At 54.4% G+C, this 21509-nt stretch carries 20 protein-coding genes; 7 read left to right on the top strand and 13 right to left on the bottom strand.

The features are described 5' to 3' along the window. Nucleotides 1-3: 3 nt before the first annotated feature. Complete coding sequence (locus tag ACE6ED_RS10885; protein ID WP_410827138.1) at nucleotides 4-2046, bottom strand: TerB N-terminal domain-containing protein; 2043 nt, start codon at nucleotides 2044-2046, stop codon at nucleotides 4-6. Between the two features lie 177 nt (nucleotides 2047-2223). On the opposite strand from ACE6ED_RS10885, the gene ACE6ED_RS10880 reads away from it, so the two are divergent. Then, a complete protein-coding gene (locus ACE6ED_RS10880) occupies nucleotides 2224-2454 on the top strand; it encodes an LSm family protein (RefSeq protein ID WP_410827137.1) in 231 nt (76 codons plus the stop codon). Nucleotides 2455-2529: 75 nt separating this feature from the next. Here ACE6ED_RS10880 and ACE6ED_RS10875 read toward each other — a convergent pair whose 3' ends face one another. Then, entirely contained in the window at nucleotides 2530-3741 is a 1212-nt protein-coding gene (locus ACE6ED_RS10875) for an MFS transporter (protein ID WP_410827136.1), read from the bottom strand. Nucleotides 3742-3774: 33 nt separating this feature from the next. Further along, a complete protein-coding gene (locus tag ACE6ED_RS10870) occupies nucleotides 3775-4533 on the bottom strand; it encodes a DUF1836 domain-containing protein (RefSeq protein ID WP_410827135.1) in 759 nt (252 codons plus the stop codon). A gap of 144 nt (nucleotides 4534-4677) precedes the next feature. On the opposite strand from ACE6ED_RS10870, the gene ACE6ED_RS10865 reads away from it, so the two are divergent. After that, a complete protein-coding gene (locus tag ACE6ED_RS10865) occupies nucleotides 4678-5997 on the top strand; it encodes a hemolysin family protein (protein WP_410827134.1) in 1320 nt (439 codons plus the stop codon). Between the two features lie 235 nt (nucleotides 5998-6232). Here ACE6ED_RS10865 and ACE6ED_RS10860 read toward each other — a convergent pair whose 3' ends face one another. Beyond that, entirely contained in the window at nucleotides 6233-6589 is a 357-nt protein-coding gene (locus tag ACE6ED_RS10860; protein ID WP_410827133.1) for a VOC family protein, read from the bottom strand. A 153-nt stretch (nucleotides 6590-6742) separates the two neighbouring features. On the opposite strand from ACE6ED_RS10860, the gene ACE6ED_RS10855 reads away from it, so the two are divergent. Continuing rightward, entirely contained in the window at nucleotides 6743-8089 is a 1347-nt protein-coding gene (locus ACE6ED_RS10855; protein ID WP_410827132.1) for a TrkH family potassium uptake protein, read from the top strand. A gap of 1082 nt (nucleotides 8090-9171) precedes the next feature. Here the strand turns inward: ACE6ED_RS10855 and ACE6ED_RS10850 are convergent. Continuing rightward, nucleotides 9172-9447, bottom strand: coding sequence for a hypothetical protein (locus ACE6ED_RS10850; protein ID WP_410827131.1), 276 nt, complete (start codon nucleotides 9445-9447; stop codon nucleotides 9172-9174). Between the two features lie 651 nt (nucleotides 9448-10098). Between ACE6ED_RS10850 and ACE6ED_RS10845 the strand changes: the two genes are divergently transcribed. The 3 genes from ACE6ED_RS10845 to ACE6ED_RS10835 all read left to right on the top strand — a co-directional run bounded on the left by ACE6ED_RS10845 (nucleotide 10099) and on the right by ACE6ED_RS10835 (nucleotide 12987). Then, on the top strand, nucleotides 10099-11331 hold the full coding sequence (locus tag ACE6ED_RS10845; RefSeq protein WP_410827130.1) for an aminopeptidase: 1233 nt from the start codon (nucleotides 10099-10101) through the stop codon (nucleotides 11329-11331). A 30-nt stretch (nucleotides 11332-11361) separates the two neighbouring features. After that, a complete protein-coding gene (locus tag ACE6ED_RS10840; RefSeq protein ID WP_410827129.1) occupies nucleotides 11362-12591 on the top strand; it encodes an aminopeptidase in 1230 nt (409 codons plus the stop codon). 228 nt (nucleotides 12592-12819) lie between these two features. Next, nucleotides 12820-12987 carry a hypothetical protein gene (locus tag ACE6ED_RS10835; RefSeq protein ID WP_410827128.1) on the top strand — a complete coding sequence of 56 codons (168 nt, stop codon included), beginning with the start codon at nucleotides 12820-12822 and terminating at the stop codon, nucleotides 12985-12987. A 395-nt stretch (nucleotides 12988-13382) separates the two neighbouring features. Here ACE6ED_RS10835 and ACE6ED_RS10830 read toward each other — a convergent pair whose 3' ends face one another. The 7 genes from ACE6ED_RS10830 to ACE6ED_RS10800 all read right to left on the bottom strand — a co-directional run bounded on the left by ACE6ED_RS10830 (nucleotide 13383) and on the right by ACE6ED_RS10800 (nucleotide 19432). Next, on the bottom strand, nucleotides 13383-14075 hold the full coding sequence (locus ACE6ED_RS10830; RefSeq protein ID WP_410827127.1) for an AlkZ-related protein: 693 nt from the start codon (nucleotides 14073-14075) through the stop codon (nucleotides 13383-13385). Nucleotides 14076-14116: 41 nt separating this feature from the next. Beyond that, entirely contained in the window at nucleotides 14117-14695 is a 579-nt protein-coding gene (locus ACE6ED_RS10825; protein WP_410827126.1) for a TetR/AcrR family transcriptional regulator, read from the bottom strand. Between the two features lie 27 nt (nucleotides 14696-14722). Further along, complete coding sequence (locus ACE6ED_RS10820) at nucleotides 14723-15460, bottom strand: MBL fold metallo-hydrolase (RefSeq protein WP_410827125.1); 738 nt, start codon at nucleotides 15458-15460, stop codon at nucleotides 14723-14725. Between the two features lie 213 nt (nucleotides 15461-15673). After that, on the bottom strand, nucleotides 15674-16447 hold the full coding sequence (gene pstB, locus ACE6ED_RS10815; protein ID WP_410827124.1) for a phosphate ABC transporter ATP-binding protein PstB: 774 nt from the start codon (nucleotides 16445-16447) through the stop codon (nucleotides 15674-15676). A 115-nt stretch (nucleotides 16448-16562) separates the two neighbouring features. Beyond that, entirely contained in the window at nucleotides 16563-17459 is an 897-nt protein-coding gene (gene pstA / locus ACE6ED_RS10810) for a phosphate ABC transporter permease PstA (RefSeq protein WP_410827123.1), read from the bottom strand. Continuing rightward, a complete protein-coding gene (pstC, locus tag ACE6ED_RS10805; RefSeq protein ID WP_410827122.1) occupies nucleotides 17456-18358 on the bottom strand; it encodes a phosphate ABC transporter permease subunit PstC in 903 nt (300 codons plus the stop codon). The genes pstA and pstC overlap by 4 nt, the downstream gene beginning before the upstream one ends. Before the next feature lie 90 nt (nucleotides 18359-18448). Beyond that, nucleotides 18449-19432 (bottom strand): phosphate ABC transporter substrate-binding protein PstS family protein, encoded by a 984-nt coding sequence (locus ACE6ED_RS10800; RefSeq protein ID WP_410827121.1) that lies wholly within the window; start codon nucleotides 19430-19432, stop codon nucleotides 18449-18451. 248 nt (nucleotides 19433-19680) lie between these two features. Between ACE6ED_RS10800 and ACE6ED_RS10795 the strand changes: the two genes are divergently transcribed. Next, entirely contained in the window at nucleotides 19681-20565 is an 885-nt protein-coding gene (locus ACE6ED_RS10795) for a LysR family transcriptional regulator (RefSeq protein WP_410827120.1), read from the top strand. Between the two features lie 96 nt (nucleotides 20566-20661). On the opposite strand, the gene ACE6ED_RS10790 is transcribed toward ACE6ED_RS10795, so the two are convergent. Continuing rightward, entirely contained in the window at nucleotides 20662-21498 is an 837-nt protein-coding gene (locus ACE6ED_RS10790) for a class I SAM-dependent methyltransferase (protein ID WP_410827119.1), read from the bottom strand. Nucleotides 21499-21509: the final 11 nt, after the last annotated feature.

Below are 21509 nucleotides of genomic sequence, written 5' to 3'. Positions count from 1 at the left end.
CATCTATCCCCTTATACTGCTGCGCAGCTTATCGGCATACTCTTCCAAAATTTCATTTCCGTCAATCAGCAAATCTCCAATGGCGTCCATCGCCAGTTCATTCAGTTCGTCAATGAGCAGGTCCGGCAGCGAACCCGCAGCAGAGACAGTACGGCAAAAAGCGTCATAGCCATGAAGCAGCCACTCCGTCAGTGCGCGCCGCTGCATATCGGTCATGGCGGCTGCAAGAGCCGCCCACTCTCCGCCAGCAAGGGCCGCCGCGCCATCGCCGCCGGACTGGCCGAAGCCGCCGCTGGTTGCACCCGCCGGATTGGCAGCCGTCGGCGTGCCGTCGCCTGTATCGCTGCCCATCGGCGCAACACTGCCCACCGGCGTATCCCGGCCGGCTTCGGCAGGCCTGCCCCGATCGGCTGCCCCTCGTATCGGCTCAGCGTCTTCGTTGCGGCTGTTGTCTGCCGGCGGCATGCCGTAGCCGGCCAGCCCTTCTGCCGGCTCCATCTTCATCTCGCCGACATACAGCAGCTCCGGCGGCTGGCTGTTGGCTTCGCCCTCCAGCCCCCACTCCTTCATGGCCCGCCGCTGCAAATCGGCCATCGATTCCAGCGGCGCTCCATTCCACTCGGCAGCCGGCGGTTCCTGCGCAGTATCTTCGCTACGGCTGCCGTCTGCCAGTGGCATAACGGGGCCGGGCATAGCTGCATCCTGCCCGATTTCTGCACTGACCAGGCCGTCTGCCGGCTCCACAGTCAGCAGCTCTTTCACCTGCTCGGACTCCCTACGCAGCCGCTCGACCCGCTCCGCATCGATCGTTACCCGCGGCCCTTCCGGCACCTTCGCCCGCTCCTGCTCGACCTCCCGCTCCAGATAGCGGGAAATCAGCCCTTCGAGCTCCGGGTCCGCCGCCGGGCCTTTCAGCCTGCCGCGAAAGCCGTACAGCTGGCGCAGCTTGTTCTCCGTCAGCCGGAACAAATGGGTAATCAGCGTCCGCAGCCGCGGCTGTCTTGTGATGCGGACCACCGGCACAAGCACAGAGTACCCGTAGAGCGAGATATCATAAACGGCGCTGCGGAACAAGAACCGCTCGCGCATTACCGGCTCGCCGGGCGGGTACAACTCCAGCAGCGGCTTGCCGTGCTTGCGCTCCATCCAGGCGGCCAGCAGTGCAAGCGTTTTGGGCAGGTAGCGTTCCATCGCTTCCCGTCCTTCTCCGGTATAAAAACGGCTTTTGCCCACTTCGTAATCGGACAAAGCCGACAGCGCGCTTAAAGACAGCGTGGAGGGATCGCCGCTTAAGCCGCGCATCAGCTCCAGCTCCTCCAAATCTCCCGGCGGACGTTTCGAGCGGGCAATAATTAATCCCAGCGGCGGCTGCAGGCTGTGCACAAAACAAAAGTCCGCAATCCAGCCTCCGAGATAGTGATCCAGCCGTTTATAGGTCTCCCGGTAGGCATCCCAGATCGCGATCAGCCGCTCCCGTCCATCTTCCGGGTCAGCCCAGCCGACTCCGTTAATCAGCTCATAAACATGCAGAAAAATATAAGAAAGATCGGTCGGAAGATACTCTCCCTCCCTCACCCTGCTGCGCCAATAAAAATACCACCGGTTCTGCCTGCCGGTCATATGCCCGTAAGTCGGCCAATAACTTTTAAACGGGACAAACTCGGCCAGAGGTTCGGTATGCCGCTCCAACTCCCGGGCCCGCTGCACAAAAAGACTTTCGGTCGTTCCGTAACCGCCGCCGGACTCCCGGTTCTCTGAATTCTCCTCCAGCCCGGACGCTTCCCACAGCTCCAGCTGTTCAGGGGATTCATGTCCAGCATCTGACCCGGACAGCGGATTTGCCGGGGCAATATTCCCCGCACCGCGGTTCGATTCTTTATATCCCGACAGAGCTTCCCCGCCGCGGTTCAAAGCCTTATCCCCGGACGCAGCTTCCCCGCCGTTTCCCGCCCCGTCCTCCTCACGCGGAGGAATAGGCAGCTCGCGTTCTTCGCTGTGCCAGACGAGCTCCGCAAAATGCGGCGGTCGGCTTCGTTCTTGACTCATGCGCCATCTCTCCAATATCCGAATGTGTGTTCCATATACCGTTCATTATAACCCAGCCCGCCTCCGGGACAAAGCGGTTCTTGCTTTCCCTGTTCTTTTGCCTGCAAAGAGGGGCGTTTCGCCGTTCCCGTCCACGCGCGCGGCCATATGTATAGTAGGAGAAGGAGGGGTACTGATATGGAGGCATATTACAATTGTCTGCGCTGCAAAAACAAAAAGGTCCGCATTATGACGATCGACGGCAAGCAGTATACCGGCACGATCGTTGATGTGGACCATCAAAACGTCTATCTTCGGACGGAGCAAAAGGAAGCTTCAACTTCCGCGTATTATCCGTATGGCTACGGGTATTACAACCCGATTCTCACTCTGAGTTTGTTTACGCTTCTGGCCATCGCCCTCATCTGACGGAACAAACAAAAGGTTCCTCCCAAAAAGGGCATCCCCGGACGCACCTCCGGGAATGCCCTTTTGCTTATGCTGCTAATCCAGCTCCAGACCTTTAGTTTCTTTACCAAGCAGCAGCACCGCCGCCGCCCCAACCAGGATGGTCACAAAAAACAGCATAAAAATTGCCGAGATGCTTACCTCCCCGCCCACGAGAAAGCCAACCAGCAGCGGCGCAATTACACCGCCGATCCGTCCGAACGAGGTCGCCAGACCGGCTCCGGTAGAACGGACGCTGGTAGGGTACAGCTCGGGAGTGTAGGCGTACATGCCGCCCCATGCCCCCAGGTTGAAAAATGAAAGGCAGATGCCGGCCGCCAGCAGCATTCCCTCCGTGTCGGCGTTGCCGAACCATGCAGCGCTTGCCGCAGTAAAGACAAGATAAACAACCAAAACGAATTTGCGGCCGAACTTCTCGATGAAATAAGCGGCGGTGAAATACCCCGGCAGCTGCGCCAGCGTCATAATTAATACATACTGAAAGCTCCGCACAAGGCTGAAGCCTTTAATCACCATAACCGAGGGCAGCCAAAGGAACATGCCGTAATAGGAAAAAACAACGGTGAACCACAAAATCCAGAGCATAATAGTGGAGCGTCTGTATTCTTTTGACCACACGGACGCAAACCGCTGGGACAGCGGAACGGGTTGTCTGCGGATTTCGGCGAACCGGGGCGAATCGTCGATTGCCCGGCGCAAGTAAAGAGCATACAGAGCGGGAAGCGCGCCGATCGCGAAGGCGGTCCGCCAGCCGTATTCGGGGATGACGAAATAAGCGATAACTGCCGCGGCGATCCAGCCTAACGCCCAAAAGCTCTCCAGCAGCACAACCGCTCTGCCCCGTTCTTTCGCCGGGACGCTTTCCGACACCAGTGTGGAGGCGACGGGCAGCTCCCCGCCGAGACCAAAACCCGTAACAAACCGGAGTGCGCACAGCACAGCGAACCCCGTAGCGAGCGCAGACAAGCCGCTTGCGATCGAAAAGATCAGCAGCGTCCACAGCAGCACCGCTTTTCTTCCGTATTTATCGGCCAGAATTCCAGCGGCAGCCGCCCCTGCGGCCATGCCAATCGAGTTCATGCTGGTCAGCAGGCCCACTTGTTCAGGACCAAGACTCCAATCCTTGGCAAGCGCCGCGACCACAAACGATACCATGCCTACATCCATGGCGTCGAACAGCCAGCTGAGACCGGCGCTCAGCAGCAGTTTTCTTTGCTTCGGTTGTTTCAGAACCGTCAACTGTTCCATTTGACTCTCCTCTTCTAACGAAGTATACGTTCCTTAGAAATCCAAAAACAAAGCCGCATTTGCATATTGTCTGGCCGCAGCCTGAAGGCACGCCGTCTGCACGCACACCGCCGCGATCAGCAGCATGTTGGCCACCGCGTCCCGCTGCTTGCGGGTCAGCCGTTCCAGCCGGCGGACAAGCCGTTCCGACCGGGGGACCGCCGGGCTGCCGCCGGCCAGCGGCATACTGCCCGGAAGCCCTTCGGCCAGCTCCTGCAGCAGCTTCTCTCCCCGCAGATTCTCAAACAGCTCCGCATACGAATAATAAAGCTCGGCAGGCTCGATCAAATCATCTTCATCGGTATCCGGAGCAAGGAACAGCTGCCGGAACAGCCTCCGGATGCTTTCAAAATCCAGCGCCGCCTTTAAATCTTCGACGATCAGCAGCAGCGCCGCCTGATTGACGGAGTACTTTTTCCCCATGCGGGGAGAGCCTAGGTATTCCTTGAAGTCCCTTTTCACCCAATTCTGCATGGCGCTTGGCGACAGCGAAGAATATTCGATCAGCTGGCCGAGAGCGGCGATTTCCCGCAGGGACAGCCCCCTTTTAGCGCCTCCGCGGATAATTTTGAGCAGAACGGGCGGTATATCGGTAGACAGCAGGGCGGGCAAAGCGGTTCCTTTCTGAACCTCTTTACGATGGTGTTTTGTCCACGCTTCCTGAAGAATCTCCTGCGGAGCGCGCCCGCCGGCGCCTCCAATCGACAGCAGCAGCGCGGACAATTCCTTCCGGGTCAGTGTGAAAGTTTCCATTACCGGCATCCCCTCCTTCTATCCTTCCGGCAGCCGGTTCTCCGCCGGGTTGATATTTTGGCGTAAAGTTCGTAAAATAGGTTCATATGAACTCATACCATGAGTATATATTATTTCATAAACGAAAGGGATGGTAAAGATTATATGGGTATAGGACTTAGTTTGACGTTGGTGGCCGTTTTAATAGTATTGACCGCTTTTTTTGTGGCTACGGAATTTGCGATTGTAAGAATTAGAGGCAGCCGGGTCAGCCAGATGGTGTTGGAAGGACGCAAAAATGCTGTTGCAATGCAGCGGGTCACTTCCAACCTGGACGGTTATCTCTCTGCCTGCCAGCTGGGGATCACGATTACGGCACTCGGAATCGGCGCGCTTGCCGAACCGGCGTTTGAGCGGCTGCTGCTGCCGGCCATTGAGGCCTTTGGCATTCCGTCCAGCGTAAGCCATGTGATGTCTTATGCCCTGGCCTTTTTCGTCGCAACGTTTCTGCACGTCGTAGTCGGAGAACTCGCGCCCAAAACCGCGGCTATCAACAAGCCGGAGGAAATCGGCCTTTTTACTTCCAAGCCGATCATCTGGTTTTACAAAATCCTTTATCCGTTAATCTGGCTTCTGAACGGTTCGGCCAACCTGCTTGTCCGCCTGTTTGGCATGAAGCCGGCGAGCGAGCATGAAGAAGCGCATACTGAAGAGGAAATCCGCCTTATTTTGTCCGAGAGTTATGAAAGCGGCAAGATTAACAAAGCCGAATATGGTTATGTGAACCGTATTTTCGCTTTTGACGAAATGCTGGCGCGGGAGATTATGGTGCCCCGGACCGATATGGTCTGCCTGTTCACCAATTATTCCCTGAAAGAGAATTTTGATATCATCCGCAAGGAACAATATACACGTTTCCCGGTGGCGGAAGGCAACAAAGACAATATCATCGGTATGGTCAACACTAAACAGCTGTACCTGGAATACGACAACAACCCGGATTTTGATTTCAAGTCGCTGGTTCATCCGGTTCTGACGGTTCCTGAAGTTACGCCGGTGAAGACGCTGCTGACCCGGATGCAGTCCGAAAGCGTTCATATCGCCCTTCTGCTGGATGAATACGGCGGTACGTCGGGCATGATCACCATTGAAGATATTTTGGAGGAAATCGTGGGCGAGATCCGTGACGAATTCGACGCCGACGAGAAAAAAGCCATTGAGAAGTTCAGCGATTATCACTATATGGTGGACGGCAAGGTGTCCCTTCCGGAAATCAGCCAGCTTACCGGGCTGAACTTTGCGGATGAGGAAGTGACGACGATCGGAGGCTGGGTGTACAGCCACATTACGGAACCGGCCACCGGAAAGAGCATCCCGCGTGATTCGGTCACGTTTACGATCCGGGAGATGAACCGCAACCGCGTCCGCAAGGTCGAAATCGTCATTGAGCCGGCGGCTGACACGGACGAAATTACGGTAGATTAATAAACTGAGTGTCGGGACAACATACTAACGCAGCCGTAACAAGTAACGGTAAACGCACTGACGCAACCTTTAGCGGGTAAAAATAAACCTACTAACGCAACCTTTACTGAATCACGGTCAACGAGCTAACGGTGAACCGCAAAACGGGCCCGTCCGAAGCACTTCGGCGGACCCGCTTTTTCTTTTTGCGGTAATGGATGAGATGTGTAAATTATTCGTAAAAAGTATCAGGCGGTCAGTCGTTGCGGCAGACCATAATCACATTGCCGTCCGGGTCTTTGAATGTAAACCAGTGGTCATTTTCGATGTCGCTCAGCAGCTCGGCTCCGAGCGCTTTTACATAGTCGTAGGCTGCGTCGATGTCTTCTGCTTTCAGATGAAACGCGGGTGCGCTCAAAATGCATTCCTTGGTGAAAATCTTGCTGTCGAGCACAAGATCCGGACCCTGCATAGGCAGCACAAACAGGTGGCCGAACAATACATCCTCGTCCGCGGTCTGGCCGAGCAGACGGCAGTACCATTCCTTTGATCGTTCAATATCGCTGACCGGAATAAATACAGCGCCGATTTGGTTGAGAACCGGACTGGTCACCCCACACCCTCCTCTTTCTTTATCAGAAGTTGGCCTTACTTTACTAGGGTTCGCCGCCGCCGGCGGGAGTCCTGCCGGATGATCGGATTTTTTGCGGTTTTATGCTATAATTTTGTCGAAATTGCCACCCATCACACTGTACAGGAGACCAAGATGGCTTTATTACCTTTCAAACGGCTACACTGGACGCCGCCAAAAGTGCTGTCCCTCGGCTTTGCCCTGCTGATTATTGCGGGAACGGTGCTGCTTTCTCTGCCGGTTGCATCCACGGATGGCAGGCTGTCCTGGCTAAACGCGCTGTTTATGTCCACCTCGGCCGTCTGCGTTACGGGTTTGTCCGTAGTAGATGCGGGTACCGAACTGACCCTTTTCGGGCAAATTGTATTGATGGTCCTGTTCCAGCTTGGCGGGCTGGGATTTGTAACGATGGCCACCCTAATCATGCTGATTCTCAATAAAAAAATATCGCTTAAAGACCGTCTGCTCATCCAAGCTTCCATGGACCAGCAGTCCATGCAGGGTATCGTTATGCTGATCCGCAGAGTGCTGCTGTATTCTCTGGTCATTCAGCTGGCCGGAGCCGTCTTGTTTTGCATCCGGTTTATGTACGACATGCCGCTGGGCAAAGCGGTGTATTACGGTATTTTCCACAGCATCTCCATCTTTAACAATGCCGGTTTCGACCTGTTCGGGGATGTGCACGGCCCTTACAGCGGATTGAGCCGTTACCCGGAAGATCCGATTGTTAACCTGGTGTCCGTGGCGCTGATCTTCCTCGGCGGTATCGGATTTATCGTTCTGGCGGATATTCTGGATTTTCGGATCAAAAAACGGCTGAGCCTGCACTCCAAAGTCGTGCTCAGCGTTTCGCTGATACTTGTAGTGGTTGGCGCGGCGCTGTTCCTGCTGCTAGAGTACGCTCATGCGCTGCAGCCGCTTAGCTCCGGAGGCAAGGTGCTTGCATCGCTGCTGCAGTCTGTCACCCCCCGCTCAGGCGGCGTGACAACACTGAACATGGCGGACCTGCGGCAGGCCACACAGTTTTTGCTGCTGCTGCTGATGTTTATCGGCGCAGCTCCCGGCTCGACCGGCGGCGGCATCAAAGTCACCACCTTTGCGCTGATGCTGACGGCTGTGTTTACGCGTATCCGGGGCCGGCAGGATGTCGTCATGTTTCGGCGCCGGATTGCGCCTGAATATGTATACCGCGCCATCACGCTGACGATGCTATCGATTCTCGTACTCGCCGTATCGACCATGATCCTGAGCATAACAGAAGCGGCGGAGTTTCTTCCCGTGATGTTTGAAGCGGTGTCGGCTTACGGCACTTCGGGAATATCGATGGGAATTACACCGCACCTGTCCGCAGCCGGCAAAATCGTAATTATCCTACTGATGTTCGCCGGCCGGCTTGGTCCCGTAACCCTTGCTTACGCCTTCCGTCCAAAGCAGGGCAAAAAGCTGTACCGGCATCCTGAAGGGGATATCGTGATTGGATAAAAGTAAAGACCGGAAGCGGCTTTTCATCCGCCCCGGTCTTTATTTTTTTGGGTCTAGGGTGTGTAAGCAGACTGTAAATTAAGGAAATCAGGATCAGTCAAACGATTCCGTGATGGGTTACGAAATGCTATCAACCCTGGAGCTACACCTACACCTACACCTGTTTATTGTCAGATCGATCTACGAAACCTCTCCTGTGACACACCCGCAGCGGATTACCACAAAACACGATACGGAGGTCTTTAGAACGAGATACGGAGGTCTATAGAACGCGATACGGAGTCTTCGCGGACCCAGCGGACGTTATTTCAGAAATTTCTTGGGCTTTGGTATGCCTGACGGACTCCAGTTCCGTTATTCGTACCGAAAACATCCAAACTATGGCTTCTCCGCGTAAATAGGTGATTCTGAGTCCGCAACTTTGCCAAAACACGGAATAATCAGCAAATAAGGCATCCTCAGTCCGTGAACTTGTACCCCTACTTTCTCTATCAGCTACAAAAAGCGGAAAACTGGGATGAAATCCTGAAGCACGTTACCATTAAGCCGGACTTAGGTTACCATTGAGTCGGAACTTGAGCAGATGATGAGGGATACAGCCACAGTGCGAGTCCGTCAGCATGGGGCCGGCGCAAAAGGGACAAAGCAAGCAAGCGGCCGAACTTTCCCGGGGCGGATTAACGGCCAGGATTCATGCCGTGGTCGATGCACTGGGAAACCCGCTACGCTTTGAATTCGAACTTGGACCGTCACACGATTCCATGATGGGTTACGATGGGTTACGAATGCTATCTACCCTGGAGCTACAGAATCGAGAAGTTTTGGCCGATTGGGGGTTACGTTACTGGCGCAATTATTTTCTTGTTAGGAACACAAAACGCAGCTCCCGTCATTCCGAGCAAGCGAAACCGGCGAAAGAAACAACCTTACGACAAGGATACTTATTAAGAACGGCACTTAATCGAATGCTTTTTTAATAAAAGGCGATTGGCAACCCGCTATGACAAGACAGCGAGCATGTTTAAGGCTTTTTTGGCATCGATCTCGATGAGTTATGGCTAAAATAAGTTTGCGTACAGACTCTAGCTCTCCCCGCCGTCTTCATACGCATCCAGCGCCGCATCCAGAAGCGCGTTGTACAGCTCGTCGTCGCTTTCGATCTGCTCGTCCGCTTGCAGAAACTGCTCTTCGCTTCCCGGCTCGCCGGCGAAATGCAGACTATAATCCCAATCCTTGCCGTTTTTGCTGTAAAAGGTAATTTCATAGGGTGCCCGGTGTCCCTCCAGTGTGAAAACGGTACGGCCCGAAAACCCTTCTTCTACTTTTTGCATCTGGGCGCTTTGAATTTCAACGTTCATGTTTGCGTCTCCTCCTATTGAACTTTCCTGATTATTCCTAATATAGACTGAATTAAAAAAGCCAGGTAGATTGAAGCTGTCACTGCGGCCAATTTGGGACTTCCGGTTGCTGTTATTTTCGGAGTTCTTGCATGGTCGACCAATTAGCGGGAGAACTTCGCAAATAAAGGCATTCGCGTTCGCTCCTCCATCTCCAAATTGCCTCCGTGCCATCCCCGCCATCCTGTATTTCAACCGTTCAGTCTAGATGAATCAGCCGGAGAACTGCAAAACAAGGCTTCGCATTCGCTCCTACAGCTCCAAATTGCCTCGGTGCCATTTCCTCTCCTGTCATTCAACAATTCAGTCTATATAGTACGAAATCCACTGCTCCTTGCATGAGCCTTTAGCGTGTATATTATACCATTCCCCCGTCCTGTTCATCTATTTACTAACCGGCGTTCAATTCCTGTTTTTCATCCGGTGGTTAATTTAGTACAATATGGAGTAAGCCTAAAAGCCGAGCATTTCAGGTACATTCAGATTCTACTGCCCCGACATCAGCCTTCGGCGCTGGACACGGCAGCCGCAGGCGGTTAGGAACCCGCACGCCGGGAGTCAAGTCAACCCGAGTGATGCCGAATGCCCATACCAAGATATGGAGGAATGAATATGACAACCTTTCAAGCCAAGCTGGAAAAGTATGCCGAACTGGCGGTAAAAATCGGAGTAAACGTACAGCCCGGGCAGACGCTGGTGATTAACGCACCGCTTGCTGCGGCCGAATTCATCCGTCTGATCGCGCGTCAGGCCTATGCGGCTGGGGCCGGCTTCGTCAAAGTGAACTGGACCGATGAGACAATCACCCGGCTGATGTTCGAACACGCCGAGGACGAGATCCTCTCCAAGCCGCCCGTATGGTTTGCCGGTGAGTTGACAGAATTGGCCGAGAACGGGGCCGCTACGCTGGCCGTGGTAGCCGACAACCCGGACGCACTGAAAGGCATTGATCCGCAGCGGATTGCTACTTATCAGAAGACGCGCAGCGAGACCCTCACCAAATACCGCGAAATGCAGATGTCCGACAAGGTCAGCTGGAGCATTGTGGCCTATCCTTCGCAGGCCTGGGCCGACAAAGTGTTCCCTGAGCTTCCGGAGGACGAGCGCGTAAACAAGCTGTGGGAAGCGATCTTCCGTGCCGTTCGACTGGACAGCGACGATCCGGTTGCGGCCTGGCAGAGCCATCTGAACACGCTGGAGAGCAAAGCCTCCGTCCTAAATGCCAAGAAGTACAAGTCGCTTCACTACATAGCGCCTGGAACCGACCTGGTGATCGAGCTGCCGGAAGGCCACCGCTGGGAACAAGGCTCCAGTATCAATGCCAAAGGCCATTCCTTTGTAGCTAACATGCCGACGGAGGAAGTATTCACCGCGCCGCTGAAGACGGGTGTTAACGGCACCGTCAGCAGCACCAAGCCGCTCAGCTACGGCGGCAACGTTATCGACGGCTTCTCCATCACCTTCGAGAACGGCCGGATCGTGTCGGTGTCAGCCGAGAAGGGACAAGAAACGCTGGAGCATTTGATCAGCATGGACGAAGGCTCCAAATACTTAGGTGAGGTCGCGCTGGTTCCGCATCGTTCTCCGATTTCGAATTCAAACATTTTATTTTACAATACACTGTTTGACGAAAATGCATCCAACCACCTGGCGATCGGCGAAGCATACGCTACTTGTCTTGAGGGCGGCAAGGAACTGAGCAAAGAGGAACAGGTAGCCCGCGGTCTTAACAAAAGCGTCACGCATGTCGATTTCATGATCGGTTCCGCTGAAATGGATATCGACGGCATTTTGGCCGACGGCACACGCGAACCTGTATTCAGAGGCGGCAACTGGGCGTTCTAATTCGTCCACACCAGGGAGGAGTCCACATCTATGTTAAGCTTTGAACAAAAACTGCAAAACTACGCGCTGCTGGCCGTTAAGATCGGCGTTAACATCCAGCCTGGACAAACGCTTGTTGTGAACGCCGACCTTGCCGCCGCCGAACTGGTGCGCCTGGTCGTACGGGCGGCTTATGAGTCCGGCGCCAAGCTGGTTAAGGTTAATTACACCGATGAACAGGTCACCCGGCTGCGTTACGATCTTGCACCGGCGGAGTCCTTCCTGATCCCGCCGAAATGGCAGGCGCAGGAACTGGAGGAGCTGGCCCGGGATAATGCCGCATTCCTGACGATCATTTCAGCGGACCCGGATCTACTGTCGGGGATCAACCCTGCCCGCATCGCGGATAACCAGCGGACGCACAGCAGCACGATGGCCGGTTACCGGGAGCTGCTTATGGGCAACCATGCCAGCTGGAGCGGTCTCGCCTTCGCTTCCCCTTCCTGGGCGGCCAAAGTGTTCCCGGATGCTCCGGAGGACCAGCGTGTCGACCTGCTGTGGGATGCTATTTTCTCCGCCGTCCGCGCCGATCTCGAAGATCCGGTAGCCGCCTGGAGAGAGCATCAGGCCTCCCTGACCCGCCGCTGCGAGCACCTGAACGCTAAAAGATACAGCAAGCTGCACTACAAAGGACCAGGCACCGACCTGACCATCGAGCTTCCGGAAGGTCATATCTGGTGCCAGGCGGGTGCCGTTAACGAACGGGGAACACCGTTTATGGCCAATATTCCTACGGAAGAAGTGTTTACCGCTCCGCTTAAACATGGAGCGAGCGGTACGGTAACCAGCACGAAGCCGCTGAGCTACGGAGGGAATATTATCGACCGCTTCACTCTGACGCTGGAGAACGGCAAGGTCACCCGCTATACTGCTGAAGTTGGCGGCGAGACGCTGGAACGCATGTTGTCCATGGATGAAGGGGCCGCCTATTTCGGTGAAGTGGCGCTGGTCCCTTATCACTCGCCGATTTCCCAAAGCGGCATTTTGTACTACACCACACTGTTCGACGAAAATGCTTCCTGCCATATCGCATTGGGAGCGGCCTACGCGTTTACGCTGGAAGGCGGCACTACCCTGACCAAAGACCAGCTGATCGAACGCGGAATGAACCAAAGTCTGATTCATGTTGATTTTATGATGGGTTCGCCGGAGATGAGCATCGACGGCATTACCCGTGACGGTAAGTCCGAACCGCTGTTCCGCAGCGGCGATTGGGTCTAACCCAGATTTTATCACACGTCTTGCAGCCCGCTAATCCCCTATGGGAGAATAGCGGGCTGTTTGTGTTGCCTTATCGGTTTCCTATAACAAGCTAAAAGTTGAGCAGGCAAGTGAGTTAGTCAAGACAGTTCACTATTTTGTTGATTATTTTTCACATTATTGTTGATTTTAGTTCACATTTATGTCACAATTAAGACATCAAAGGATGAATCAAGGAGGAGATTTCCCATGATGAAGGATCCCTATACGGCCGAGACCCAGCCCCTTGATGTCGAACAGGAAGAAATATCCGAAACCCGTATTATGATCGCCAACTATATGAAATATGGCGCTTATATTATATTGTTTTTCGGACTGCTGTACTTCCTCGTTCAGTTTGTTCTCCCGCATTACTGATTCTCTGCCGCACCTTCCGAAAACGCTTACGGCCGGCCTGAGCATAAGCTCAGCCGGCCGTTTTTGTATCCTAGATCGATATAGACTGAACTTAAGAGGGACAGCTGGGACAGAGTTGCCACTGCGGCGAATTTGGGACTTCGACCCGCTGTTATTTACGGAGTTCAACAGTGCTCAGTACGGACTGAACAAATGACATATAGGCGGGGCGAAGCTGTCACTGCGGCGAACTTGGGACTTCCGGTTGCTGTTATTTTCGGAGTTCCAGATTGGTATTCCTAAATTAGCGGGAGAACTCCGAAAATAAAGGCAATCGCGTTCGCTCCTCCATCTCCAAATTGCCTCCGTGACATCTCCTCTCTCCTGTCATTCAATAGTTCAGTCTATATATGTAGTTAACGCTGCGGCCGGATTGTTTTCCGCAGCCAGCTGGCAGCCTCCTCGGTCCACGCGGACTCCGCTTCCCGGTACAGCCATTCCGCAGCTTCTTCCGCTGTTCCGGCAAACGGCTGGAGTCCGATCTGCTTCATCCAATGCTCCACCGTCTCGTAAGAAGTGCTGTTCCATCCGCTCTGCTCGCCGGCCTCATTTATCCGGACATGGACACCAGAAATAACAATGTCGAGGGAACCCTGCAGTTCAGCTACCGTCCGGTCAAACAGGCTTTTGTGCTCCTGAGCCCGCAGTCCAGCTGCGGTTCGAAGCTCACGGGTGTCTATCCCTGGCTGTTCACGCACAATCCGGCAGATCTCCGCCCCTTCTCTGCTTATTAAGCCCTGCTTGTACCTTTCCTCGGGAGACAGGGTGCTTCCTAATGCGGCGGCAAAAGCAGGAAACCAGGCGGCAGACACAAACACCGCTTTTTTGCGGATAAATTTGCCGTAACCCGCCGTACCATCTGCCGGGAAGCGCACCCGCCATCCCCAAGGGTCGCTATCCTCCCCGGTATGCCAGCTCTCCGGTTTGGTCACGCCCTGCAAAGACGGATGAGCCGGGATCAGGGATGCCAGAGGAAGTATACCGGCAGCCTCAACCAGAGCTTTCGCTTGTTCGTATGTACTCACCTGAATCTGTTCCGTCAATTCCATTTTTCCCGCCTCATTTCGGATTTCTGTGGTACAGCCGTTTATCATTGCTCCCTGCTGCGGACACCTGCCATGTATGCGGTCAGGATTTTGGTCAGCGTAACATCCCTGTCAAGCTCCATCCCGAACCCGCCATGCTGCTCCAGGGAAGCGAAGCCGTGCAGCAGGCTGCGCAGTCCCCGCACAGTATGCAAAAGCTCTTCTTCCTCAAGCTCGCTTTCCCGCTTCCTTATCACTTCCATAATCAGGCCCAGAATCCTGCGTCCCGCCTCTTCTGCGCCGGGATTATTTTGGTCCGGCGCCCGCAGGGTCAGCTCGTAAACGCCGGGCCGCCTGCGGGCATAAGCCACATAGGCCCGGCCTATCGCCAAAATCTCCATGTCTTCATCTGCTTCAGCGTCAAGCGCCGAGCGCATCGCCTCATACAGCTGTGCCAGCCCGTGCCGGGCCAGCGCTTTCTTGAGCTCAGGCAATCCGCCGATATGATTATAAAGCGAGGGGGAACGGACCCCCAGCCGCGCGGCCAGTGATGCCAAAGACAGCTGATCCGTCCCTAGCTCATCCGCAAGCTCGCCGGCCGCCGTTACGATGGTTTCCATATCCAGTCCTGCTCTTGGTGACATAGTGTCCCTCCTGACCGTATTTGCCGGTTAGTCTATGGTGTTCATAAGCGCTTCTGCTTCGCCCAGACGGCGCTTAGCATCCCGGATCGCTGCCTGCATCGCTTCCCCAGGCGCCTGAATCATGAGCCCGTGCCCGGCAGCCATCCATTCAGGCTGAAGATTGGCCAGCTTTACTGCACTGGCCAAAGCCAGCTCTTTGCTCCAGGTTGCCATTGCCGGAAACGGGAAAGAGGGTACAAGCTGCCCGGATACCGCCACCCGTCCTCTAGTCTGAAAAGCGTCGCCCACGATCAGATTGCCGTTCCGCTGGTCCAAAAACGACATCGATCCCGGCGTGTGACCCGGTGAAGCCACGGCCCTTAAAGATCCAATCATGTCTCCTTCCTGAAGCAGAACATCTGGCCGGATGGTCTCCCGCTTCGGTACACCGCCCTTCACTGGCGTTTGCGGTTCTCCGGGTCTCAGCGACACATCCCCTGCCAGCAGCCGCGAATCGCGTTCCGAGATGAGGACCGGCACTTCCGGTAGCAGACGCTTCAGCCTCTGCAGCGCCCCAATATGATCGCTATGCGCATGGGTGAGCACGATGCGGCCCAGACTTTTTCCTGTCCGCCGTACCGCCTCCTGAATGCCGCGTACACTAAACGGCATCCCCGCATCAATCAGGGTTAAGCCGTTCTCTTCCTCAACAAGGTAACAGTTCACCGGAAACCAGCCGGGCATAAAAGCCAGCTGCTGCAAACGATCAATTTTCGTTATTTTCATAAGAATACCATCCTCCATTTCGCTAACCATGAGTACGTCAGCCGCCATCCCGCCGGCTAGGTCTATTTGCCGCAGACAAAAAACTAATGTCATTAGTTTTATTTTAAACTAATATGATTAGTTTTACAAGCGGGTATCCGATTCTCTTATAAAAACAAAAACAGACCGCATCCCAAAGCCTGCGGTCTGTTTCGAACAAAAGCGCCCTGGCAATCAGCCAAAACGTCCCATAATATATTCCTGAGTCATTTGGTTTTGCGGAGTGGTAAACAGTGTTTCGGTTTTGCCGTATTCCACCAGCGTGCCGAGATAAAAATAAGCCGTGAAGTCGGAAATCCGTGCGGCCTGCTGCATGTTATGCGTGACGATTACGATGCGCAGCTCCTCTTTCAGTTCTTTGATCAGTTCTTCGATTTTGCCGGTGGATACCGGATCAAGCGCTGAAGCCGGTTCATCCAGCAGCAAAATCTGCGGATTAACGGACAACGCGCGTGCGATGCACAATCGCTGCTGCTGTCCGCCGGAGAGCGCAAGCGCCGAATCCTTCAGCCGGTCCTTCACTTCATCCCAAAGGGCCGCACGCCGCAGGCTGCTTTCCACAATCTCATCCAGCTTCTGCTTCCCTTTAACCCCGTGGTATTTCGGGCCAAAAGCAATGTTATCGTAAATCGACTTGTAGAACGGATTTGGCTTCTGCCAGACCATGCCGATTTTTTGCCGCAGCTTGATGACGTCAGTGCCGGAAGCGTTGATGTCCACGCCGTCGATCCAGATGTTTCCTTTGGTTGTCGATCCTGAGATTTCATCGTTCATCCGGTTGAGCGAACGCAAGAAGGTTGATTTGCCGCAGCCTGAAGGGCCGATCAGTGCGGTGACGGTGTTCTCCGGAAACGGAAGACTGATTCCCTTAACGGCTTCATAGGTTCCATAAAAAATGCTTAAGTTTTCGGTTTCAAATGATTTCTGCGCCACGGCCGGTGCTCCCATTGTTTCTCCTCCTCATGATTCCCATCAACGCCGAATCGGCAAGTCCGCTCCCGGTGGGCAGCGGTGCCAGTTCAGAGACGGCTAGGGTCCAGTCAAACTTGCTAATGAACACGTCTTAATTCATTCGTTTGGACGCGGTCAGCTTGCGGTACAAGAATCGTCCAAAGTACCGGGCCGCCAGGTTGAAGATCAGCACGGTGAGCACCAGTACGGCCGAGGCTCCCGCCGCAATTTCGGCGGCATCCGGAGCAAGACCTTCACTGTTGACTTTCCAGATATGAACCGCCAGCGTCTCGGCCGGACGGAACGGATTCAGCGGTGAAGACGGGCTGAACGGGTTCCAGTTGGAAAAATCGAGACGCGGGCTGCTCATCCCCGCCGTGAACATCAAGGCGGCGGCTTCGCCAAAGACGCGGCCGGCCGACAGGATCGTGCCGGTGATAATCGTAGGCAGCGCCACAGGGAACAGGACGCTGGTGACGATTTTCCATTTGGAGAGGCCAAGCGCAAAACCCGCTTCTTTTTGCTGCTTCGGTACGCTGCGGAACGCCTGCTCCGTTATCCGCACCATAAGCGGCAGATTAAACACGGTCAGCGCCAGCGCGCCGGATACAAGCGAAAATCCGAGACCAAAATAGTTGACGATCAGCAGCAGGCCGAACAGACCCACTACGATCGACGGAAATGACGACAGCACTTCCACGATCAAACGGATAAAGTTAGTGATTTTACCAGGCCGTGCGTATTCCGCCATGTAGATGCCTGCTCCGAGGCCCAGCGGCACGGTGATCAGCAGCGTCAGCACAAGCAGGAACAAGGAGTTGAACAGCTGCGGGCCTACGCCGCCGCCTGCCCGGATTTTTTGCGGGGCGGACGTGAGGAAATCCCAGCTGATATGGCTGAAGCCGCGGGCCAAAATGTAACCCAGCAGGCCAACCAGGATGCCAACGATGATAAGCGCAAACGTAACGATAACGGCGGTAGCGATTTTATCTGCGGTTCTTGGCTTCAAATGCGATTTCTCCTTTCAAGCAGCCTTACGAGGAAGACGAACAGGAACGTCATCAGCATAAGGACAAGCGCCATGCTCCAGAGCGCGTTATTATGCGGCGAATTCATGGTCGTGTTGCCCATGCTGAGGGTAATGACGCTCGTCAGCGTAGAGGCCGACTCAAAAAGCGAGCGCGGTACAAACGGCGCGTTGCCGATAACCATCTGAACCGCCAGCGCTTCGCCAAACGCGCGGGCCATACCGAGAACTACCCCCGTCATAATAGCCGGGAAGGTAGTCGGCAGAATTACGCGGGCAATCGTCTGCCAGCGGGTGGCGCCAAGCGCAAAAGACGATTCTTTCAGGTTCTGCGGCAGCGCGGCAAGCGCGTCGGCCGCTACGCTGGTGATCGTCGGGAGAATCATCACCGACAGCACTAATGCGCCGGCAGCTACCCCGATTCCCTGACCCGGGAAGACGTCACGCAGGAAAGGCACAATTACGCTGAGGCCAACAAATCCGTAGACGACGGACGGGATGCCGGACAGCAGCTCGATAACCGGCTGCAGCAGCTTTTTACCCCAGCCTGGTACAATTTCCGTCATGAACAGCGCCGCGCAAATGCTGAGCGGACTAGCAATCAGCGCAGCCAGCAGCGTCACAAGAAACGATCCCGTAATAAAAGGAAGCGCGCCGTATTTCGGAACGTCCCCCGTAGGATCCCAGGTTTTGCCCAGGAAAAATTCGGACAGGCTTACGCCGCTGGTCACAAAAGTTGATACCCCTTTGGACGCGACAAAATAAACCATCGAAACGATGATAATGACCAGCAGAAAGACGCAAAATGACATGTAAATGCGTCCAACCGCATCTTCAATATGATGTTTTTCGATACGCGACTTATTCGGCTTCACACTCAAGAAGGTTCCTTCTTTCTGACTAAAGTGAAAATAGAGGCAGAAGTACTCCGCCTCTTGAACAATGAAATTTGTACGGATTTGTCATCCGGATTACTTGTTGGACACGTTGCCTTCCACATCACGCTGAACCTTCATGTCGGCAGCGGAGATGTAGCCAAGCTCTACGACGTCACCTTCCGGCCCTTGAATTTCAGGCGTCATCATGTAGTCGAGGAAAGCCTTCACGGTTTCGTTCGGCTCGCCGTTCGTGTACATATGCTGGTAAGCCCAGATCGGATATTTACCTGTCACAACGTTGTCAACCGACGGCTCAACGCCTTCGTAGCTGATCGTCTTTACGCTGTCATCCAGGTAAGAGAACGCCAGGTAGCCGATTGCGCCCGGAGTTTCACCAATCATTTTCTTAACCGTACCGGAGGAATCCTCTTGTACGGAACCTTGAAGATCCTGCGTTTTGGTTCCCAGGGCAAACGATTCAAACGTTGCGCGGGTACCGGAGCTGGCCGGACGGTTGATGATTTGGATCGCTTGATCCGCACCGCCAACATCTTTCCAGTTCGTGATTTTACCAGTGAAAATGTCAACCAGCTGCTGTTTGGTCAGGTTGTCAACCCCTGCGTCCGGATGAGACACGGCAGCGATCGCCACAACCGCCACTTGATGGTCAACCAGCGCTTTTGCTTTTTCAGCGTCGGCGTCTTTCAGTTTCTCTTCGGCAAATACGTCGGAGTTGCCGATGTCTACGGATTTCTCGGCGACTTGCGTCAGGCCGGTGCCGCTTCCGCCGCCCTGTACCTGAATGTCAACGCCGGGATTAGCTTCCATGAATTTTTCAGCCACTTGTTCGACCAGCGGCTGCATAGCCGTCGAACCCGAAGCCAGAATCGAACCGCTCAGTTCGGTAGCGGCGTTGCCGCCATTAGTTGATGCAGTCGCAGGCGTGTTGCCTGCCGCGTTATTTCCCCCGTTTGTCGCTGCTCCGGTATTTCCCCCGTTATTTCCGTTTCCGCATGCGGCAAGTGCAAGCACACTTGTCAAGGCCAAGCTCATGATCCAGGATTTTCTAACGCGCATTGTAGTTTGTCTCCTCCTAAATTTTTTTGTTTGTCTGAAGCAGGACGCTTCAAGACCAAACAAGAAACGTCGGTGTTGGGCGCTCTTGCACTCTCAACATGTTTAATTGTATTGCTTGTACGTAAGGTAAACGTTCCGGTTATGTAAAACGAAAGATAAATAATACAATAATTTATTTATATATCCATAGAATCCATCTATAATGGAAAAATACTACGTAGGTAACATTTATGCTGGAGGCCTGATCTATGAATCATATGAAGCTGCATATTCTAATGTTGATCGATAAATATAAACGGGTTACCGATGTGGCGGCAGAGCTGGGTTTGAAGCAGCCCACCGTTTCGTTCCATATGAAAAGCCTTGAAGCGGAACTGGGAACCGCTTTGTTTGAACACCGCAGCGGCCGCGTTCTCCTGACGGACGCGGGCAGAACCCTTTTACCATATGCCGTCAAAATTGTGTCGCTTACAGCGGAAGCCGAGCGCAGCGTCGCCATGCTGGGAAAAGCAAACGGCAAGCTGGAATTGGCTGCCGCTCCTTTTCCTTCTGTGTATGTTCTCCCAAATTTGCTGGCATTATTTATGAAGGATCAGCCCGGCGCGCAGGTCTGCGTATCCACGCTCGCTGAGCCGGCGTTGGCCGAGAAACTCCGCGACCGCTCGCTTGCGCTGGCACTGCTCCACGAAGTTGAGGAACAAGCCGGAGCGGAACGGGGAGCTGCTTTGACAGTCGCGGCAGACGAAACGGTGATGGCTTATTCAACTTCACACCGGTTTGCCGCAATCGGGGATTGGACGCCCGACCTCATCGCTCAAGAACCGCTAGTTAGTTTAAGAGGCGATCACTGCATCGGAAGAACGGGCGAAACCTGGGCCAAAAGCAATGGGGTGCAGCTGTGGACGCAGGCCAAGCTGGATTCGCCGGAGGCAGTAAAAGCGCTGATCCGCAGCGGTGCGGCAGCCGGGCTGTTTCCGAAGTCGGGATTAACCGGCGCCTTCCATGAAGATGGGCTGGAATACCGTCCCCTGCCCGGAATTGCCCCGCCCCGCTCCGTATACCGGCTGGTCTGGCGCAAGGAGCTGCCTTTGTCTCCTTCTCAGAAGGCATTGGTTCAGCTTGTCCCAAGGTAAATGCATATTCAACCTATATTTAATAAGAATAAAAAAATCAGCTAACCGGAACAGCTCCATTCGGCTGCTTCGGTTAGCTGACTTTGTCTCAACCATTTATACCGGCTTACGTGCGGTAAGCGTAAACGTTTTGGGAATGCCTTTGTCGTATGTGGCGGAGGATAAATTGGGCTCTTCCTGCAGCATTTCAATCGTCAGCCCCGCCCGGGCCGCAGAGGTAACGATTTCTCCCAAGGTCCAGCGTCGCCACTGCACGGTCTCCGCCGTCTGCTCGGTTCCGCCGCCAGGCAAATATTTGGAATAGGAGATGGTCTTTTCCTCAAGCGAGGTGTCAAAATAATCCCCTGTTACCTTATGCTTGCGTACTTTAGCCGTCGAACCGCGGGAAGTAATCAGCTTGGTTGTAACCGGATGAAAATCCCGCAGCACAAACCGTCCTCCAGGTACAAGCAGCGAAAAGGCCGTGTGCATAAACTGGTCCAGATCGGTAAAGTAATGAACGATACCCATCTCCGCAAAAACCAGATCAAACTCCCCTCGCCGCACCTCCTCCGGCAAATTCAGCACATCGGATACCACATAAGTAAGCGGAACGCCCGCCGCCCGGGCCAGCTCCCTGGCATAAGCCGCATTGGTGGCGGAATAGTCGGCCACTGTAACGTCCGCACCCAACAGCGCCAGCGCAACGGCTTTGATCCCATTGGATCCCATTAAGTTTATTACCTTGCGTCCCCGTACCTCACCCATCGCTTCCAGTAGTGGATTGAGCTTCCCCGCAGGATCAGCGGCAAGCCTTGCCGCCGCCGCAGCGGGTTCGCCAAACCGTTCGGTCCATGCGGCAAACGTATCTTTGTTCCATTGTTCTTCGCCCGCAGCCTGAAGTCTCTCCGCCTCAGATCCCGCCCCGTCAAGCTGATTATCGTTGTTGTTCATTGTGGTTTAGC

The organism is Paenibacillus nanchangensis, from assembly GCF_046543445.1.
Lineage (GTDB): Bacteria > Bacillota > Bacilli > Paenibacillales > Paenibacillaceae > Paenibacillus_AQ > Paenibacillus_AQ nanchangensis.
The sequence above is the reverse complement of the archived record's forward strand: the minus strand, read 5'-3'. Positions and strand labels throughout refer to the sequence as shown.

Excerpts from the sequence above, each read along its gene's own strand:
- ACE6ED_RS10790 (WP_410827119.1), bottom strand. The coding sequence starts at position 21,498 with ATGAACAACAACGATAATCAGCTTGACGGGGCGGGATCTGAGGCGGAG.
- ACE6ED_RS10870 (WP_410827135.1), bottom strand. The coding sequence starts at position 4,533 with ATGGAAACTTTCACACTGACCCGGAAGGAATTGTCCGCGCTGCTGCTG.
- ACE6ED_RS10875 (WP_410827136.1), bottom strand. The coding sequence starts at position 3,741 with ATGGAACAGTTGACGGTTCTGAAACAACCGAAGCAAAGAAAACTGCTG.
- ACE6ED_RS10845 (WP_410827130.1), top strand. The coding sequence starts at position 10,099 with ATGACAACCTTTCAAGCCAAGCTGGAAAAGTATGCCGAACTGGCGGTA.
- ACE6ED_RS10820 (WP_410827125.1), bottom strand. The coding sequence starts at position 15,460 with ATGAAAATAACGAAAATTGATCGTTTGCAGCAGCTGGCTTTTATGCCC.
- ACE6ED_RS10850 (WP_410827131.1), bottom strand. The coding sequence starts at position 9,447 with ATGAACGTTGAAATTCAAAGCGCCCAGATGCAAAAAGTAGAAGAAGGG.
- ACE6ED_RS10865 (WP_410827134.1), top strand. The coding sequence starts at position 4,678 with ATGGGTATAGGACTTAGTTTGACGTTGGTGGCCGTTTTAATAGTATTG.
- pstB (WP_410827124.1), bottom strand. The coding sequence starts at position 16,447 with ATGGGAGCACCGGCCGTGGCGCAGAAATCATTTGAAACCGAAAACTTA.
- ACE6ED_RS10855 (WP_410827132.1), top strand. The coding sequence starts at position 6,743 with ATGGCTTTATTACCTTTCAAACGGCTACACTGGACGCCGCCAAAAGTG.
- ACE6ED_RS10885 (WP_410827138.1), bottom strand. The coding sequence starts at position 2,046 with ATGAGTCAAGAACGAAGCCGACCGCCGCATTTTGCGGAGCTCGTCTGG.
- ACE6ED_RS10825 (WP_410827126.1), bottom strand. The coding sequence starts at position 14,695 with ATGTCACCAAGAGCAGGACTGGATATGGAAACCATCGTAACGGCGGCC.
- ACE6ED_RS10795 (WP_410827120.1), top strand. The coding sequence starts at position 19,681 with ATGAATCATATGAAGCTGCATATTCTAATGTTGATCGATAAATATAAA.
- ACE6ED_RS10840 (WP_410827129.1), top strand. The coding sequence starts at position 11,362 with ATGTTAAGCTTTGAACAAAAACTGCAAAACTACGCGCTGCTGGCCGTT.
- ACE6ED_RS10880 (WP_410827137.1), top strand. The coding sequence starts at position 2,224 with ATGGAGGCATATTACAATTGTCTGCGCTGCAAAAACAAAAAGGTCCGC.
- ACE6ED_RS10830 (WP_410827127.1), bottom strand. The coding sequence starts at position 14,075 with ATGGAATTGACGGAACAGATTCAGGTGAGTACATACGAACAAGCGAAA.
- ACE6ED_RS10800 (WP_410827121.1), bottom strand. The coding sequence starts at position 19,432 with ATGCGCGTTAGAAAATCCTGGATCATGAGCTTGGCCTTGACAAGTGTG.
- ACE6ED_RS10835 (WP_410827128.1), top strand. The coding sequence starts at position 12,820 with ATGATGAAGGATCCCTATACGGCCGAGACCCAGCCCCTTGATGTCGAA.